Below are 15392 nucleotides of genomic sequence, written 5' to 3' on the forward strand. Positions count from 1 at the left end.
CCAATGAAAATCACTTCTTTATTTGCCGACAAGCCCTATAGCGCGGTGGCGATTGCGCTTTGTTTCGGCGTGCTGTTGTTGTTGCCATGGTTACACCTGTTGTCTCCTGACTCGGCATTTTATCTGTCTGCTTATTGGATCACCTTGATTGGCAAGATCATGTGTTTGGCCTTGGTGGCTTTGGCACTGGATTTGGTCTGGGGCTATGCCGGCATTCTAAGTTTGGGACATGGTTTGTATTTTGCTTTGGGGGGGTATGCCTTTGGTATGTACCTGATGCGCCAATCCGCAGGTGATGGGCTGCCTGATTTTATGCGCTTCCTGAGTTGGACCGAGTTACCTTGGTACTGGATCGGCACGGAGCATATTGCGTGGGCCTTGGCTTTAGTCATTCTTGTACCGGGTTTGATTGCATTTATCTTTGGCTTTTTTGCCTTTCGCTCCAAAATCAAAGGCGTGTATTTTTCCATCATTACTCAAGCCATGACCTTTGCTGCAGCGTTACTGTTCTTCCGTAATGAAACAGGTTTTGGCGGGAATAATGGTTTTACGGGTTTTAAAACTATTTTGGGTTTTGATATTACCTCTGCACCGATGCGTGCAACCTTATGCTTTGTCACAGCGTTAATGTTGATGTTGTGCTTCCTTGGCCTGCGTCAACTGATGAATCGTCCTTATGGTCGTGTGTTGGGTGCAATTCGCGACAGTGAAAATCGCCTGCAATATCTTGGCTATCGCACGTTGTGGTACAAGTTATCTGCATGGGTATTGTCTGCGGTGATTGCAGGCATTGCAGGGGCATTGTATGTGCCGCAGGCAGGCATCATTAACCCAAGTGAAATGAACCCAGTCAACTCGATTGAAATGGCGGTGTGGGTGGCTGCGGGTGGACGTGGCACTTTGATTGGCCCGATTTTAGGGGCAGGTTTAATCAATGCAGTGAAAACCTATTTCACTGTGGCTGCACCAGAAGCATGGTTATTGATCCTAGGTGCGTTGTTCATTGTCGTGACCTTGTTCTTACCAAAAGGTGTGATTGGTTTATTTGACCGTTTTAAAAAGGAGCGTGATTAAATGAGTGATGTATTAATAGACTCAGCTCAACATGGCGGTCAACTGGGTGAGGGCTATGGTCGTGCCAAGCCCCAAGGTGCGGATTTTAGCCATGGTATTGCCTTATATCTGGAAAAAGTCAGTGTCTGGTTTGACTCATTTCGAGCCCTCAATGATTTGTCGTTGTACATTGCCGAGGGTGAATTACGCTGCATCATCGGACCGAATGGAGCGGGTAAAACCACCTTGATGGATGTGATTACTGGTAAAACGCGTCCAACCACAGGTACGGCATTTTTTGGGCAAAACTATGATCTTGCCAAAATGAGTACCGAGCAAATTGCCGAAGCGGGCATCGGTCGAAAATTCCAAAAACCAACGGTGTTTGAAAATTTTACTGTCATGGAAAATCTACTGTTGGCAGCACCACGAGATAAACGGGTGAAGAAAAGCTTCTTTTCTCGTTTAGACCCAGAAGCGCAATTGGCTTTGGATGAAAGTCTGGAACAGATTCGTTTAAAGGAGTTTGTACACAAGCCAGCAGGTCTGCTGTCACATGGACAAAAACAGTGGTTGGAAATCGGCATGTTGCTGATGCAACGGCCGAAGTTGATTTTATTGGATGAGCCTGTTGCAGGCATGACCGATGCTGAAACCGAGCGCACCGCTGAACTGTGTCTGGAACTGAAAAAAAATCACACCCTTGTGGTGGTCGAACATGACATGAGTTTTATTGATACCATCAGTGAAAAAGTCACGGTATTGGCGCAAGGGGCGATTTTGGCAGAAGGTACATTGGCAGAAGTTCAGGCCAATGAAGATGTGATCGAAAAGTATTTAGGACGTTAGGAGACGCGCATGTTAGAAGTGAAACAAATTAATCAATTCTATGGTGGCAGTCATATTCTGCGTGATGTGTCTTTTAATGCGCCTGTGGGTGAATGTAGTGTGGTGCTAGGCCGTAATGGCGTGGGCAAAACCACCTTACTGAAATGCCTGATGGGGATACTACCGATTAAATCAGGACAGATTCTGTTAGATGGTAAAGACATTGCCAAGATGTCTCCTGAGCAACGGGTGCGTGCGGGGTTGGCTTATGTGCCGCAAGGTCGCGATATCTTTTCGACTTTAACGGTAGAAGAAAATATTTTAATTGGCATGGCGAAATTTTCAGGGGCTAAGACGCGTAAGGTGCCAAGCCATTTGTATGAAATTTTCCCTGTGCTGGATGAAATGAAACATCGCCGTGGCGGAGATTTATCCGGTGGTCAGCAACAACAGCTTGCGATTGCCCGAGCGTTGGCTTCAGAGCCGAGTGTTTTGATTTTAGATGAACCGACTGAAGGGATTCAGCCCTCGATTATTAAAGATATTGGTCGAGTGATTCGTAAACTGGCGGATCAAGGTGAGATGGCGATTATTTTGGTGGAGCAGTTTTATGATTTTGCTGAAGAGTTGGCGGATGCGTATACCGTGATGGCGCGTGGGCAGGTGATTGCACAAGGGCGGGGGGAGGATATGCCTGAGAAGGGAATTCGGGAGTTGGTGGCGATTTAAAACACTCGAAAGAGATTTTCCATCTACGGCCTGCTTAAATAGTGATCATTGTGGAATCTTATTGTTTTATATCTAATATTAGGATAAACCTGCGGTTCGCCCTACTTTGGTTTCGCCCTGAGAAGCGTTTGAAGCTTCGTAAGGGCAAAGGCATTCTTTATTGCAACCTTTCTTGCGCTTCGCTAAAGCTTTAGTCGCTTTAGCTTGCTCAGGTTGTAGATGACATTTCCGAGTATCATATTTGAGGCTGAATTTTGATGGTTTGTTAACCTTCAACCTTATAAAATGTTCCGCCTGCATAGACATTATGTCCAAAGCCACATGAAGATTCGCCATTTAGCTGTTCAACCTCAATTTTTTGTCCAAGATTCGCATCATTGGCGAATTGAAGTTTGATTTGGCAATCTTCATAGCGATAGCTGGCTTGTTTTGACTTGATTGGCATGCTGGTTTCAAACTGTCCCATATTGGGTCCATAGATCAGGCCACGTTGTCCGAAGTAATAACCATCAAATGCAATCACATATTTATTTTGCTTTTTACTAACCTTGAGGTAATCCCATTGCCCAAAACCGTTGGCGCGGACATAAGTCCCTTGTAGATCAGAAGATAGTTTTGGCTTGGGCAACTGTTTTAAGTTGTATTGACTGGTTTTCGAGTCTTTGTCTCGAAGAAACCAGACTCTGGCCCATTGTGGTTTGTCCAGTTTGGCATAACTCAAGCCGACATTGTTGTTGGCAATTTCAATGTCTCGGTCACTGACCCGAATGCCGCTTTCAGCTGCATTGGCCTGACAGAAATGCGCCCAAGCAGCCTGTTCTTCAAATTGATTGGCGGCATTGAAATATTGCTTTTGATCGTAAAACTTTTTACCTGCTTGTGCATATTGTTTTACTTTGGCACAGCCCTGTTGCAACTCTTGTTCAAAAGAAACTTCGGCAAAGCTCGCGCTTGAAGCGATTGCGATGGAAAGGCACAGACCGAGTTGAGATGTTTTAATCATTTTGGCTATTTTTGAAATCAAGTATTGCTTTCATTCTAAGCCACAATTCAGTCGTAGGACAGTAGGGTAAAAGTGAGCTTTTTATTGAGATTCTGTGAGTTGCAGTTGCATCCAGACCAAATCTCGCCATGTCCCAAACTTTTGTCCCACTTGAGGCATATAACCTGTTTGAATAAAGCCAAGCTGTTCATGTAGCACAATCGAGCCCTTATTTTCACTATCAATCGCAGCTACCATGATATGCATGTTTTGCTGTTTGGCCAGATGAATCAGTTGTTGCATCAACGCTTTGCCCAGACCTTGGCGAGCGTAGCTTGGATCAACAAAAACAGAATGTTCAATACTTTGGCGATAACCACTGATGGTTCGAAATGCGGAGTAATAGGCATAGCCTGCCACTTGATGATTATTCAGGTTTTCAACCACGATCATGGGGAAGTGCTGTTGCTGCATGTCGTGAAAACGTTGCTGATAATCAGCTAAGGAAACCGCCTGATCATTCCAGTTGGCTGTGCCATTCAGGATCTCTGCATTATAGATCGCGAGGATTTGTTCGAGGTCATCGACTGTGGCAAAACGCATGTGGAAATGTGCGGCTAAGGCAGAAGCAGTAAGCGCAAGATGTTCAGACATATGTGCAGGTCATCAAATTGGACAAAATAAACAGATATGATGCTGATCGGACAACAGATCAACAGGCATTTATATTCGGTGATACCAACAAAAACAGCAAGGAAATCCTTGCTGTTTTTTAACATTCTAATCCAATTAGAAGTGGTATTTGATCAAAGCGCTGACGTTGTTTTCGTCACGGTTTTTCATACCAAATTTGTTATTCCAAACAGAATGCTCAACACCTAAATAGAGGCGAGTGTCTGGTGAAATGTGTTTACCCAAGTTCCACTTGTATTGTGTGGTCCAGTTGAGTTCACTGGCGTGATCTTTTTCGCCTGTTGACCAGTCAAGGAAACCGTCCACCAAGAAATCTTCGTTTGATACTTTAAATGGCAAAGCATAAGCAATGGTCATTTGATAGTCATCAGCAGTATTTTCGTTGTTGGCACGGTAGAAGTTTACATTCGCATATTGGAAATATGGAATCGCAAGATCGAAACCTACACCATACAAGAAGTTGTCAAAACTAGCGAAGTCATCATTGTTGCTTTCCCAAGTAGTTGAGATCAGCACATCTTTGATTGGACCAAACGCAAGTTTTTGACCTGAAATTTCACCCAAGCTTAAACGTGGAGAAAGCTCGAAATAAGTGCTTTTATGGTCATCGCTGCCACGCATACGGTCCATAAAGAAGAATACATCGGCATATTTTACTTTTGCCGCATATTCAACGGTGATGGTTGTTTGCTTTTCATCAACAACTTCGTAGTTCTCGCCATACAAACCGGTCAAGCTGAAATCTTGCCAAATCGGCTTCGCTTGAGTGAAAGCTGCTGTAGATACCAATAAACATGTTGCTGCAAGTTGCTTCAATTGCATTTAAAAAATCTCCCCCCAAAAGGCGTGTAAAGGATACAAGGTATTAAGCAAAAATAAAGCCAAATTTGACCAAATGAACAAAAGAATTGTATATGCCAGAAGCCGTCTAAGCGGATGCTAAAGTTGGTCATCTTTTTGTTGAAGATTTCATCAAAATGTCAAAAATCAGCTTGCATATTTTGGAGGAAAGTCAGATATTGGAACTATAGAAGATCTTCTTACATACTGAAAAACAACAGATGCAAAGCGAGGAGACAACACGCATTTACACAATCAGAATATACAACTGCACTGAATGACTGCATGCTCAAAGTGTGCAAAGAAAAAAGTTTTGTAGCACCGTCTCACAGAAAAGAGAGGAAGATATTTATGAATATTGAAATCCGTACAGATAAAAACATTCAAGGTAGTGAACGCTTAAACAGTTATGTTCGTGCAGAACTTACACAAGAATTCCAACGTTATAGCGAGCGTATTACACATTTTTCGGTTCATATTAGTGATGAGAATGGGGACAAAACGGGCGATCATGACAAACGATGTATGATTGAAGCTCGCCCAGCAGGAATGAAACCTGTCGCAGTGACACATAAAGCAGCAAATATTGATAACTCGATTCATGGTGCGATTGATAAATTGAAACGTAGTCTGGAGCATCTTTATGAGAAAAAAGAGCACCATCGTGGCGGTTTACCCGAATTTGTTGATGTCGATGATGACGTAAAAGTGGATGATGAAGCATAAAAATCGACGCATAAAAAAAGCCCTGTTCGGGGCTTTTTTTATGCGTGTATCAAATTTATACATGATTTTTTAGATGGTTTTATAAAATCCTGTCAGGATATTCGGCATAATAGACATATTAAAAAATATTGTGAGAATTGGTCATGTTAAATAAGCAACAGCAGGCCTTGGTGCAAGCCATACAACAACTCGATTTGGACCAAGTGCAATCTTTACTTGCTGAAGGACTCGACCCGAATTTTATTGACCCTGAACAAGGTCCGCCTGTCTCTGTGATTTGCGATGGTTTGTTCGTATGGTGGGAACGAATTTGTGAAGCTTATGAAGCAGGGAAGCCTTTCACTGATGAAGAAAAGCAACAACAACTTAAAGTTTATTTAGATATTTTAGATGTATTGATTCAAGCCAAAGCCAATCTGCATTTATGGGATTCAGAAGAGTTTTATGGTCCATTGTGGGATGCGGCAAGTTCTGCTTGCGTGCCTGTGGTAGAACGGTTATTGGTTGAAAAAGTAGATCCAAATACCCGTGATGAAGAAGGTTTAACGGTTTTATCATCAATCAGCCAATTGTTCTTTGATTGTGAATTTGATGAAATTGATTGGTCGGAGTCATTACCAGAAGAGCGTGCAACACTGGAATTGCTACGTGAACATGGTGCAAAAATGTCAAAAGAGCTCAGCGCATAAGCCAAGCTATTAGAAATAGAACGAGGAATAGAATGAAAACATTGCAAACATTGAGCTTAATTGCTGCATCTATGCTGACAAGTACCGTTTTTGCGGCTGACTTTTCTTTTGACCGCCCTGGTACGGGGATAGGGACTGGTATTACCCCTGTGGGACAGTTGGCATGGGAACAAGGTTTACCGAGTATCAACTACCAAGAAGGTAAGGTAGATGGTGTCAAAGACAAAACCTTAACCCTTAACGGTGACATGTTATTGCGTACCGGTTTGGCCGATGGTTTGGAACTGCAATTGGGTTGGCAAGGTCCAGTGTGGCAGCAATACAAACGTGCAGGTACGAAAAAAGAGACCAATGGTCTGGGCGATGTCAGCATTGGTTTGAAAAAAGCCATTGATCTAAAAGATGATCGTTTATCCATGGCATTGTTGGCTGAAGCGATCATTGCAACGGGGAATGATGAATTCACCAACCATGATGATATCTATAGTCTTACTTCAGCAGTTGCTTACGAATTTAGTGACTTGATTGGAACTTCGATCACGATGCGTTATGAAGCGCAGAACAGTAATTGGGCCGTGACTGCAATTCCAACCATTGACTATAAAATTGCAGGTAAATTATCGGGTTATTCAGAGTTTGTTTATCGTAAAGCCGAGAGCCAAGACTATGAATATGGTCTCGGTACAGGTCTGATTTATGCTTTGAATAATCGCACGCAATTGGATGCCAGCATTGGTGTAGACCTGAATGGCGATCAAAAAGGTTATAACGGTGGCTTCGGCGTATCGGTTTTATTCTAACAATAATGAATACTCCTGAATTCTCTTAAATTCACTTCTGCATAAGTGGGAGGGAGGTTCAGGAGATTGATAGTGAGATAATCATGCAAATGTCTGTTCAGGCTGGGAAATCTTTCCCGCTGATGCGTTACTTTCTTGGGACTTTATTGTTGTTATGTGGGTCTTTGACTTACGCCCAAGAGAATTCATCGGCGCCATTACTTAGCCCCGAACAGGCTTTTGCATTTACGGTTGAGTCGACTGCACAGAATCAAGCACGTTTGCATTGGTCGATCCAGCCAAATTATTATCTCTATCAGCATAAGTTTGAAGTACAGCAGGGCAATCAGCCCGTCGCATTGACTTTACCGAAAGCGGTAGAGCAGTATGATGAGAATTATGGTCACAGCCAAGTTTATTATCAGCAAGCTGAATTTAGTATTCCAACCCAAGCTTCTCAGCATTATCGTGTGACTTGGCAGGGCTGCGCCAAAGACCGGATTTGTTATCCTCCACAGAATATTGAATTTCAGACCGATGCCGATGGTCTAGTCAGTGCTCAGAATGTCAGTGCAAACTCACAAAAAAGCTTTTTAGATGTGGCGCGTGCATCCAATGCCTTAAATACCCAAACGGCAACAAATGATGAAGTGCAAGCCGAGCCAACGGCAAAAAATTCAAATGTGATGGCACAAGACCAAAAGTGGTCAAGTGCACTCGAACAGCATTCGCTGGCTTATAGCATCTTATTATTCTTGGGCCTAGGAATTTTACTGGCGTTTACACCGTGTTCCTTACCAATGTTACCGATTCTGACTTCATTAATTGTACGTGACAATAAAGGCGTCAAAGCTTGGTCAATTGCACTGACTTTTGTCGTGAGTATGGCTTTGGTCTATGCGGTATTAGGTTTGATTGCTTCTGCAGCAGGGCTGAATTTCCAACGCTGGTTACAACAACCCGCAACATTGATCGCATTTAGCTTATTGTTCGTGGTGTTTGCCCTCAATCTATTTGGCTTGTTCGAGTTGAAACTACCACAGAACTGGGTCAATCGACTGGATCAACTGCAGTCCAATCAAAAAGGCGGTACTTTGGTTGGTGCCAGTGTCATGGGTATGATCTCTGCATTGTTGGTTGGGCCTTGTATGACCGCACCTCTGGCAGGGGTATTACTGTTTATCTCGCAAACACAGAGTCAATGGCAAGGTGGGTTGTTGCTGTTTACACTCGGTTTTGGCATGGGTATTCCATTGCTATTGGCCAGCGTTCTGGGGGCAAAAGCTTTACCCAAAGCAGGCGACTGGATGAACCAAATCAAGGTGATTTTTGCCTTTTTAATGCTGGCCTTGAGCATTTACTTTATCCGTCCTTTATTGCCAGAACTCGCGATTCAAATTCTCAGTTTAATTCTTGGTTTGGCCTTTATTATTTATGCAGCATATCGTCTGTTTGCACAGAAAAGTAAGCTGCAATGGCTCTATGCGATCTTACTGATTTTAGCGATTCCAGCATTGGCCTTTAATCAATATCAGCATTTTCAAAGTCTCAGTTCAGTTCAGGCAGATAAGCTGGCCGAATGGCATGTGGCAAAAACAGCAGATGAATTTCAGCAGATCTTAGCCAATGCGCCCAAAGACCGTGGCATTGTGATTGATGTCTATGCGGATTGGTGTGTGGCTTGTCAGCCGATTGAGCATCGCATTCTAAAAGATGCAGAGGTGCAACAGGCCTTGTCTGGTTATTATCTGATTAAAATGGATTTAAGCCACTATGATGCGTCACACCAAGCATTGTTAGCACAGTGGGATATTTTAGGGCCACCGACCTACTTATTCTTAGATCAGCAACAACAAGAAATTCGCTCGCTACGCTTAACGGGTGCATTCCAAAAAGCTGAGCTATTACAGCAATTGGCTTTATTTAAAGGGAAACAATAACAATGTATCAACTCTTTATCGGCAATAAAAATTACTCCACGTGGTCGATGCGCCCATGGATTTTACTTACACAAGCGGGGATTTCCTTTCAGGAGCATGTGATTCGGTTTGATAGTTTTGAACCTGAAAGTGAATTTAAAACAGAGATTCTAAAGCTCAACCCAACGGGTAAAGTCCCCGCGCTTGTGAATGGCGAACTGGTAGTCTGGGATAGCTTGGCGATTTGTGAATATATTGCGGAACAGCATCCTGAGCTTGATTTGTGGCCACAGGAGAAGACATGGCGTGCTCGAGCACGTTGTATTAGTGCAGAGATGCATAGCAGCTTTCAAAGCTTACGTAATCTTTGCCCCATGAATGTGGAAGCGGATCTAGGTCATATTGGTAAACAACTCTGGGCCGAACATGCGCAGTTACGTGCCGATGTGGCTCGAATTGATCAGATCTGGTCTGAACGTCCGAGCGAAGACGGTTTTTTATGTGGCGAGTTTAGTATTGCCGATGCATTCTATGCACCGGTGGTGATGCGTTTTGAATGCTATCAATTGCCACTCTCCGCATCCAGCCAAGCCTATGTGCAAAAAATCTTGTCTTTACCATCGGTACAGCAATGGATTGACGAAGCCAAACAAGAGCAGATGTTTGTGCCTTTTGATGAACCTTATCGTCAACATCGAGAAGAATTTTTGAAAGGCTAATCAACATTGCAATGAAGGCATATTGTGCCTTCATTGTTCTAGCTTGTTGCAAGATCAGTAAATATTTTCACTTGATTACGCCCCGCAGCTTTGACTGCATACAGGGCTTGATCGGCCTGACTGATGATCAAATGTGGCTCATCGGCACTGAGCGAACTACTAATCCCAAAGCTGGCACTCACGCTAAATTCCTGCTTATATTCTGTAATAAAGCGCAGTTGTGATACTGCATGACGACAGCGTTCAGCTACGTTCTGTGCTTGCATCGTCGGCGTGTTGGGCAGCAATAAAATAAACTCCTCGCCACCAAAACGACCAATGATATCCTGATCACGTAGATTACTTGCCAAGCATCGTGCGACTTGGATCAGCACTTGATCGCCCATGCTATGCCCATATTGATCATTAATCGTTTTAAAATGATCGAGATCAAGCAGAATAATCGAATAGAGTGGGTGGGGGTGTTGATGCAACTTATTTAAATAACTACTGATACTACGTCGATTGAGTACATTGGTCAGAGGGTCGAGACGGCTGAGAATCTGAATGGTCATTTCCCGCGTTCGCCATTGCGTCAGTAAAATTTCAAATAAGAATAAACACGCCAATAAAATCGGCAATAAGAAAAATACCATACTGCCGACCCAGAATGGATGCATCGGTACTTCATTTAGGCGCTGCATATTAAACAGAGGCGCATAAGTCAGCATCCCAATCATGCTCAGGTAGTTGCATAGCAATAAGGCAAGTGTTGCTGGAATCAAAGCGCAATACACCATCCTGCGGTCAAACAGCACTAAACCCACACCTACTACACTGACATAACCCACCATAGTCGCTGGGCTAAAACTGCCTGCTAAATAGCCTTTATGGCATAGCATTGCAGTAAAAATCTGCACACTGAGGATAGGTAAAACATTCTGTGCCCAAGTTCGATCCTTAAATACATGGCAAGGAATAATAAGCAGCAACATCACGGTCAGCGTAATCAGGCTGGTCATTAAGTGCGAGCGCACGATCCCAAGATTAACCCATTCAGAATACTGTGGATGTATCAGGACAAAAATATCCCAACTGATCCAAAATAGGCTCATAAATGCAGCAAGTATCAGTAATAAAATACTTTTTTTGAGTATGGTCCAATTGACTACAATATGATGTTCCCAAGAAAGCTTAAAGCCCCATCCTTTTGTGTCAGTTGACCGATTAAAACGAATCTTCACCATTGGCATGCATCCTTTTATGCAATGAGATTCCTAGCAACTGTAGATCTGTCGTCAAAATACCGAAGAACGATTATTGAAATAACAATAACATCTTTAGAATGAGAAAAAAGTCTAGCTCTGGGCTTTTTAATGCAAATCAGGACGGGAAAAATTCTTTGATAAATCAGCTCTTATCAGAATATCCAATCAATTTTATTTTATGATGACCAAAGGGAATTAAGAATGACAATGGTCAGACATAGCTGACCATTTTTTACACGATTTTATGTGGTTCAGTCACGATCGAGTGCATGTGCAAACTCTGCGATATCTGCCAAAGCTTGCTTTGCTTCAGGGAACCAAGCATTAAACATCTGGAAATTATGCCACATGCCGGTATACAGCTTGAACTGAACTTTGACATCGGCTTTTTCCGCTTTTTCTCTAAAGCGTTTTGAATCATCCAATAGAATTTCTTTAGAGCCGACTTGTACCAAGGTGGGTGGAAGCCCTTTTAAATCATCAAACAACGGTGAAACACGTGGATCATCGGTTTGAATATTATCGGTAAGATAATGATTGATGCCTGCCTGTAAGGCCTCAATCGACAACAAGGCATCATGTTTCTGGTTAAAGCGTAGCGATTCACTGGTCAAGGTGAGATCAAGATAAGGCGACATCAGAATCAAGCCGCTTGGCATCAGTTCAGGTTGCTGTTTGAGACGTAAACACAGCGCCAAGGCAAGGTTAGCACCGCAAGAATCACCTGAGATAATAATATCTTTCGGTTTAATGCCTTGTACCAGCAGCGCTTGATAGACATCGAAAATCGCATCAATCGCTTCAGGATATGGATGTTCAGGTGCAAGTGGATAATCGACATGAATCACTTGCATTTGAGTACGTGCAGCAATATCTGTCATCAAAGCACGATGAGTATTTAAACTACCGAGGAAAAAAGCACCACCGTGAATATGGAAAATAAGTTGTGTAGCCGCGGCTTGGGCTTTGATTTCTTCACCACGTACACCCGCTAGACGGATTGGGCGGACTTGTACTGTTGAATCTTGTGGAAATAGACGACACAGTTGATCGAGCAACGGACGTAATGCATTTGGGGCCAAGTTAAATTGACTAGGTGTCCGAATCGTCGCTTTAAGTAAGGATTCAGTAAAATAATATTTCCAAACAGTAGCAAATTTCATAATTTTTCCATATTGTTAGATCAGTATAGCAATAAGAAAGTTCTTGAAAATAAGCTATGTCTAAGCACGACGATAAAATCTGAAAAAATGTGCACTATGACACCCTTACTCAGGTTATACCAAATAGTCATAATCAAGAATTGCAATATTGATTGAAGTTCTCAATACTTTCAGTTTGAAAGACCCCTTAAGGATATTACAAAAATGAAGAAAATTGCTTTAGCATTTGGATTGCTCGGTTTGACAACTTTTGCCAATGCAGCGGATGCGCTGAATGGCACTGTTTGGCAGACAATTGATGATGAAACAAAACAGCCAAAGGCGATCGTGAAGTTCACGGAGCAAAAGGATGGAACGTTAACGGCGTCGATTCAAAAATATTTAGTAGCAGGTCAGGAAAATGCTTGTTCTAAATGTGAAGGAACTTACCATAACAAACCACTGAAAGGCGTGACTATCGTAAATGGCCTGAAAAATGTCGGTGGTGTGAACTACGATGGTGGTTCAATTATCGATCCTAAAAATGGTAAAACCTATAAATTGAAAGCTGAAATCATCGAAGGTGGTAAAAAGCTGAAATTACGTGGCTATATTGGTGTCGCTGCTTTAGGTCGTAACCAAACTTGGATTCGTACCAACTAAGCCAGATTTAAATAATAAAAACCGAGTCGTGAGACTCGGTTTTTATTGCTGCTGATTGATAAAATTTAAGCGGATAGAGCTTGATAGGTGGCTTCATCAAAGCCAATCACAAAACCTTGTGGAGTTTGCAGTACAGGACGCTTAATCAGGCTAGGTTGCGCAATTAGGGCTTCAATCAGGTTCTGTTCATTGCTGGTCGCGTGTGTTTGCTCATCTGCAGTGAGTTTGCGCCATGTGGTGCCTTTTTTATTCAGTACTTTGTCCGCACCAATCTCTTTTAACCAGATCGCTAAAGTATCTGCATCAATGCCTTGTTTTTTATAATCATGAAATTCGTAATTGATGCCGTTGGCTTGTAATGCATCAAAGGCTTTTTTCATCGAATTACAATTTTTAATGCCGTAAATTTTAAACATAGCGAAAACCATAAAAAGAATAAAAGAGATGAACCAAAGCCTAACGCAAAAGAAGGGTGGTGTACCAGTTGAAATTTTTTATTAAGTTGATCGTTAGGGTGTATGCAACAACAATGAAATGACGAAAAATGATCATGTGAATTGAGCGTAACTGCTAAAGACAAATTCAAGCGAGAAAATCTAAGATTTAGAAAAGAGAAAACCCGCATATAATCTTCCTGATTATGCGGGTCTCATTTCAACGTCCAATGTCTCATCCATGCAAATAAACTTAATCTAAGTTTATTTTATCTTCCTACGGCGTCCTATCCCTTTTTGGTCATCCTGACCGCTTCCCTGTGCCGTGAAGCTATAATGCCGTTCTAGATGCGAAATAAAAATACACAAAAGCGACAAGTTATGTAAGCTAAAGAAGCGATCAAAGTGAACAAGTGTTCACTTATTCGTGTATTTTATAGTCGATAATCACGGGTGCATGGTCACTAAACCATTGTTCTTTATACACCCATGCATTTGTTGTGCGTGCTTTCCAGTCTGGAGAACAGGCATGGTAGTCGATACGCCACCCAACATTTTTCGCACGCGCTTGACCGCGATTTGACCACCATGAATACAATTCTGCTTCAGGGCGAACTTCGCGGAAAGTATCCACATAACCTAACTCGTCATACATATGATCGAGCCAAGCACGTTCATGTGGCAGAACCCCAGAAGATTTCTGGTTACCTGACCAGTTTTTAATATCGATGCGTTTATGCACGATATTGTAATCCCCACAGACAATGATTGATTTATTTTCATCTCGCCACTGTTTGAGTATTTTGGCGTATTCTTGTAAAAACACGTCTTTGCGTGCTTGCGCTTCGTCACCGCTTGATCCTGATGGCAAGTATAACGAGGCAATATGAACAGTTTGTGACAGCCCTAAATCAAATTCAGCTGTGGTAAAACGCCCTTGAGAATCAGCCAGTTCAAAGCCTAGACCATCTTTCACTGACACGAATGGCAGACGGCTATAAATCGCCGTACCTGCATAACCTGCGCGTTCAGCAGGAAACAGGTGGGTATACCAACCTTCAGGTTTAAATTTATCGGTCCATTGTTCATGGGTGATGCGACTTTCCTGCATACACACCACATCGGCACCCGACTGTTCTAACCATTCGAGTAGGCCTTTGGTGACTGATGAGCGCAAGCCATTTACGTTAATTGAAACGACTCGAAGAATTTTTACATCACTTGGATAGCTATCCTTTGGTATCATACGTCTGTTTAACCTCAATTGAAGAATTTGGAGCACTTTAATATGACAACGCCTGTGTCATTTCATCCGCAAGCTTTTATCGAACTCGCATTATCACGTGGAGTGCTTAAATTTGGTGAGTTTACCTTAAAATCAGGCCGTGTCAGTCCTTATTTCTTTAACGCAGGTTTGTTAAACGATGGTGAAGCACTGTCTTTGTTAGCGCAAGGCTATGCCGATAAACTAGTGCAGTGCGACAATGTTGGTGTGATTTTTGGCCCAGCGTATAAAGGAATTCCTTTTGTCGCAGCAACAGCGGTGGCCTTGTCTCAAGTGCACGGTAAAAGCGTACCTTGGGGCTTTAACCGTAAAGAAGCCAAAGATCATGGTGAAGGTGGTGTGTTGGTGGGTGCATCGGTTGCAGGTCAAAAAGTCTGGATCATTGATGATGTGATCACTGCGGGGACAGCGATTCGTGAAGTTGTTACGATCTTAAAGAATGCAGGTGCTGAAATTGCAGGTGTATTGGTTGCGCTAGATCGTCAAGAACGTGGTCAAGGTGAACTTTCTGCGATTCAGGAAGTACAAAAAGAACTCGAAATTCCAGTTCATGCATTGATCACTATGAAAGATTTGATGGATTATCTGGATACAAAAGGCGAAAAAGACGCTTTGGCCAATATGCAGGCGTATCGTGAAAAATATGGCATCTAAGTTTTAGATG

At 42.6% G+C, this 15392-nt stretch carries 17 protein-coding genes; 10 read left to right on the plus strand and 7 right to left on the minus strand.

Annotated elements, in window-relative coordinates:
• Positions 1–3 precede the first annotated feature (3 nt).
• The 3 genes from urtC to urtE are packed head-to-tail and all read left to right on the plus strand — an operon-like array spanning position 4 to position 2610.
• Positions 4–1074, plus strand: coding sequence for an urea ABC transporter permease subunit UrtC (urtC, locus tag F885_RS09015; protein ID WP_004803546.1), 1071 nt, complete (start codon positions 4–6; stop codon positions 1072–1074).
• Complete coding sequence (gene urtD / locus F885_RS09010) at positions 1075–1902, plus strand: urea ABC transporter ATP-binding protein UrtD (protein WP_004657105.1); 828 nt, start codon at positions 1075–1077, stop codon at positions 1900–1902.
• 9 nt (positions 1903–1911) lie between these two features.
• On the plus strand, positions 1912–2610 hold the full coding sequence (gene urtE, locus F885_RS09005) for an urea ABC transporter ATP-binding subunit UrtE (RefSeq protein WP_004657106.1): 699 nt from the start codon (positions 1912–1914) through the stop codon (positions 2608–2610).
• 265 nt (positions 2611–2875) lie between these two features.
• On the opposite strand, the gene F885_RS09000 is transcribed toward urtE, so the two are convergent.
• From F885_RS09000 to F885_RS08990, 3 genes are all read right to left on the minus strand, one after another.
• On the minus strand, positions 2876–3613 hold the full coding sequence (locus F885_RS09000) for a hypothetical protein (protein WP_005317307.1): 738 nt from the start codon (positions 3611–3613) through the stop codon (positions 2876–2878).
• Between the two features lie 81 nt (positions 3614–3694).
• Positions 3695–4246 carry a GNAT family N-acetyltransferase gene (locus F885_RS08995; protein WP_005317309.1) on the minus strand — a complete coding sequence of 184 codons (552 nt, stop codon included), beginning with the start codon at positions 4244–4246 and terminating at the stop codon, positions 3695–3697.
• Positions 4247–4381: 135 nt separating this feature from the next.
• Positions 4382–5107, minus strand: coding sequence for an outer membrane protein OmpK (locus F885_RS08990; RefSeq protein WP_005201617.1), 726 nt, complete (start codon positions 5105–5107; stop codon positions 4382–4384).
• A 369-nt stretch (positions 5108–5476) separates the two neighbouring features.
• Between F885_RS08990 and F885_RS08985 the strand changes: the two genes are divergently transcribed.
• From F885_RS08985 to F885_RS08965, 5 genes are all read left to right on the plus strand, one after another.
• A complete protein-coding gene (locus F885_RS08985; RefSeq protein ID WP_005317311.1) occupies positions 5477–5851 on the plus strand; it encodes an HPF/RaiA family ribosome-associated protein in 375 nt (124 codons plus the stop codon).
• A 143-nt stretch (positions 5852–5994) separates the two neighbouring features.
• Positions 5995–6540 carry an ankyrin repeat domain-containing protein gene (locus F885_RS08980; protein ID WP_004803559.1) on the plus strand — a complete coding sequence of 182 codons (546 nt, stop codon included), beginning with the start codon at positions 5995–5997 and terminating at the stop codon, positions 6538–6540.
• 32 nt (positions 6541–6572) lie between these two features.
• Positions 6573–7340 carry a transporter gene (locus F885_RS08975; protein ID WP_005201616.1) on the plus strand — a complete coding sequence of 256 codons (768 nt, stop codon included), beginning with the start codon at positions 6573–6575 and terminating at the stop codon, positions 7338–7340.
• A gap of 83 nt (positions 7341–7423) precedes the next feature.
• The gene (gene dsbD, locus F885_RS08970; RefSeq protein ID WP_005317315.1) at positions 7424–9259 is read left to right on the plus strand and encodes a protein-disulfide reductase DsbD; all 1836 of its coding nucleotides are present in this window, start codon (positions 7424–7426) and stop codon (positions 9257–9259) included.
• A 2-nt stretch (positions 9260–9261) separates the two neighbouring features.
• Positions 9262–9957: a glutathione S-transferase family protein gene (locus F885_RS08965; RefSeq protein ID WP_005317326.1), complete on the plus strand. Its 696-nt coding sequence runs from the start codon at positions 9262–9264 to the stop codon at positions 9955–9957.
• A 38-nt stretch (positions 9958–9995) separates the two neighbouring features.
• Here the strand turns inward: F885_RS08965 and F885_RS08960 are convergent, their stop codons facing one another.
• Positions 9996–11183, minus strand: coding sequence for a GGDEF domain-containing protein (locus tag F885_RS08960; protein WP_005317330.1), 1188 nt, complete (start codon positions 11181–11183; stop codon positions 9996–9998).
• A gap of 272 nt (positions 11184–11455) precedes the next feature.
• On the minus strand, positions 11456–12367 hold the full coding sequence (locus F885_RS08955) for an alpha/beta hydrolase (protein ID WP_005317333.1): 912 nt from the start codon (positions 12365–12367) through the stop codon (positions 11456–11458).
• A gap of 204 nt (positions 12368–12571) precedes the next feature.
• Between F885_RS08955 and F885_RS08950 the strand changes: the two genes are divergently transcribed.
• Positions 12572–13009: a DUF2147 domain-containing protein gene (locus F885_RS08950; protein ID WP_004803572.1), complete on the plus strand. Its 438-nt coding sequence runs from the start codon at positions 12572–12574 to the stop codon at positions 13007–13009.
• Positions 13010–13074: 65 nt separating this feature from the next.
• On the opposite strand, the gene F885_RS08945 is transcribed toward F885_RS08950, so the two are convergent.
• Entirely contained in the window at positions 13075–13425 is a 351-nt protein-coding gene (locus tag F885_RS08945) for an arsenate reductase (protein WP_032859429.1), read from the minus strand.
• A gap of 439 nt (positions 13426–13864) precedes the next feature.
• Positions 13865–14689: an exodeoxyribonuclease III gene (locus F885_RS08940; RefSeq protein WP_005317339.1), complete on the minus strand. Its 825-nt coding sequence runs from the start codon at positions 14687–14689 to the stop codon at positions 13865–13867.
• Between the two features lie 42 nt (positions 14690–14731).
• On the opposite strand from F885_RS08940, the gene pyrE reads away from it, so the two are divergent.
• Positions 14732–15382, plus strand: a complete 651-nt coding sequence (gene pyrE, locus F885_RS08935; RefSeq protein ID WP_005317342.1) for an orotate phosphoribosyltransferase — start codon at positions 14732–14734, stop codon at positions 15380–15382.
• Positions 15383–15392 lie beyond the last annotated feature (10 nt).

Source organism: Acinetobacter higginsii, assembly GCF_000369845.1.
GTDB classification, from domain to species: Bacteria; Pseudomonadota; Gammaproteobacteria; order Pseudomonadales; family Moraxellaceae; genus Acinetobacter; species Acinetobacter higginsii.

What these genes read in the sequence shown, in the direction of transcription:
- urtC (WP_004803546.1), top strand. Translation starts at nt 4, where the DNA reads ATGAAAATCACTTCTTTATTTGCCGACAAGCCCTATAGCGCGGTGGCG.
- urtD (WP_004657105.1), top strand. Translation starts at nt 1,075, where the DNA reads ATGAGTGATGTATTAATAGACTCAGCTCAACATGGCGGTCAACTGGGT.
- urtE (WP_004657106.1), top strand. Translation starts at nt 1,912, where the DNA reads ATGTTAGAAGTGAAACAAATTAATCAATTCTATGGTGGCAGTCATATT.
- F885_RS09000 (WP_005317307.1), bottom strand. Translation starts at nt 3,613, where the DNA reads ATGATTAAAACATCTCAACTCGGTCTGTGCCTTTCCATCGCAATCGCT.
- F885_RS08995 (WP_005317309.1), bottom strand. Translation starts at nt 4,246, where the DNA reads ATGTCTGAACATCTTGCGCTTACTGCTTCTGCCTTAGCCGCACATTTC.
- F885_RS08990 (WP_005201617.1), bottom strand. Translation starts at nt 5,107, where the DNA reads ATGCAATTGAAGCAACTTGCAGCAACATGTTTATTGGTATCTACAGCA.
- F885_RS08985 (WP_005317311.1), top strand. Translation starts at nt 5,477, where the DNA reads ATGAATATTGAAATCCGTACAGATAAAAACATTCAAGGTAGTGAACGC.
- F885_RS08980 (WP_004803559.1), top strand. Translation starts at nt 5,995, where the DNA reads ATGTTAAATAAGCAACAGCAGGCCTTGGTGCAAGCCATACAACAACTC.
- F885_RS08975 (WP_005201616.1), top strand. Translation starts at nt 6,573, where the DNA reads ATGAAAACATTGCAAACATTGAGCTTAATTGCTGCATCTATGCTGACA.
- dsbD (WP_005317315.1), top strand. Translation starts at nt 7,424, where the DNA reads ATGCAAATGTCTGTTCAGGCTGGGAAATCTTTCCCGCTGATGCGTTAC.
- F885_RS08965 (WP_005317326.1), top strand. Translation starts at nt 9,262, where the DNA reads ATGTATCAACTCTTTATCGGCAATAAAAATTACTCCACGTGGTCGATG.
- F885_RS08960 (WP_005317330.1), bottom strand. Translation starts at nt 11,183, where the DNA reads ATGGTGAAGATTCGTTTTAATCGGTCAACTGACACAAAAGGATGGGGC.
- F885_RS08955 (WP_005317333.1), bottom strand. Translation starts at nt 12,367, where the DNA reads ATGAAATTTGCTACTGTTTGGAAATATTATTTTACTGAATCCTTACTT.
- F885_RS08950 (WP_004803572.1), top strand. Translation starts at nt 12,572, where the DNA reads ATGAAGAAAATTGCTTTAGCATTTGGATTGCTCGGTTTGACAACTTTT.
- F885_RS08945 (WP_032859429.1), bottom strand. Translation starts at nt 13,425, where the DNA reads ATGTTTAAAATTTACGGCATTAAAAATTGTAATTCGATGAAAAAAGCC.
- F885_RS08940 (WP_005317339.1), bottom strand. Translation starts at nt 14,689, where the DNA reads ATGATACCAAAGGATAGCTATCCAAGTGATGTAAAAATTCTTCGAGTC.
- pyrE (WP_005317342.1), top strand. Translation starts at nt 14,732, where the DNA reads ATGACAACGCCTGTGTCATTTCATCCGCAAGCTTTTATCGAACTCGCA.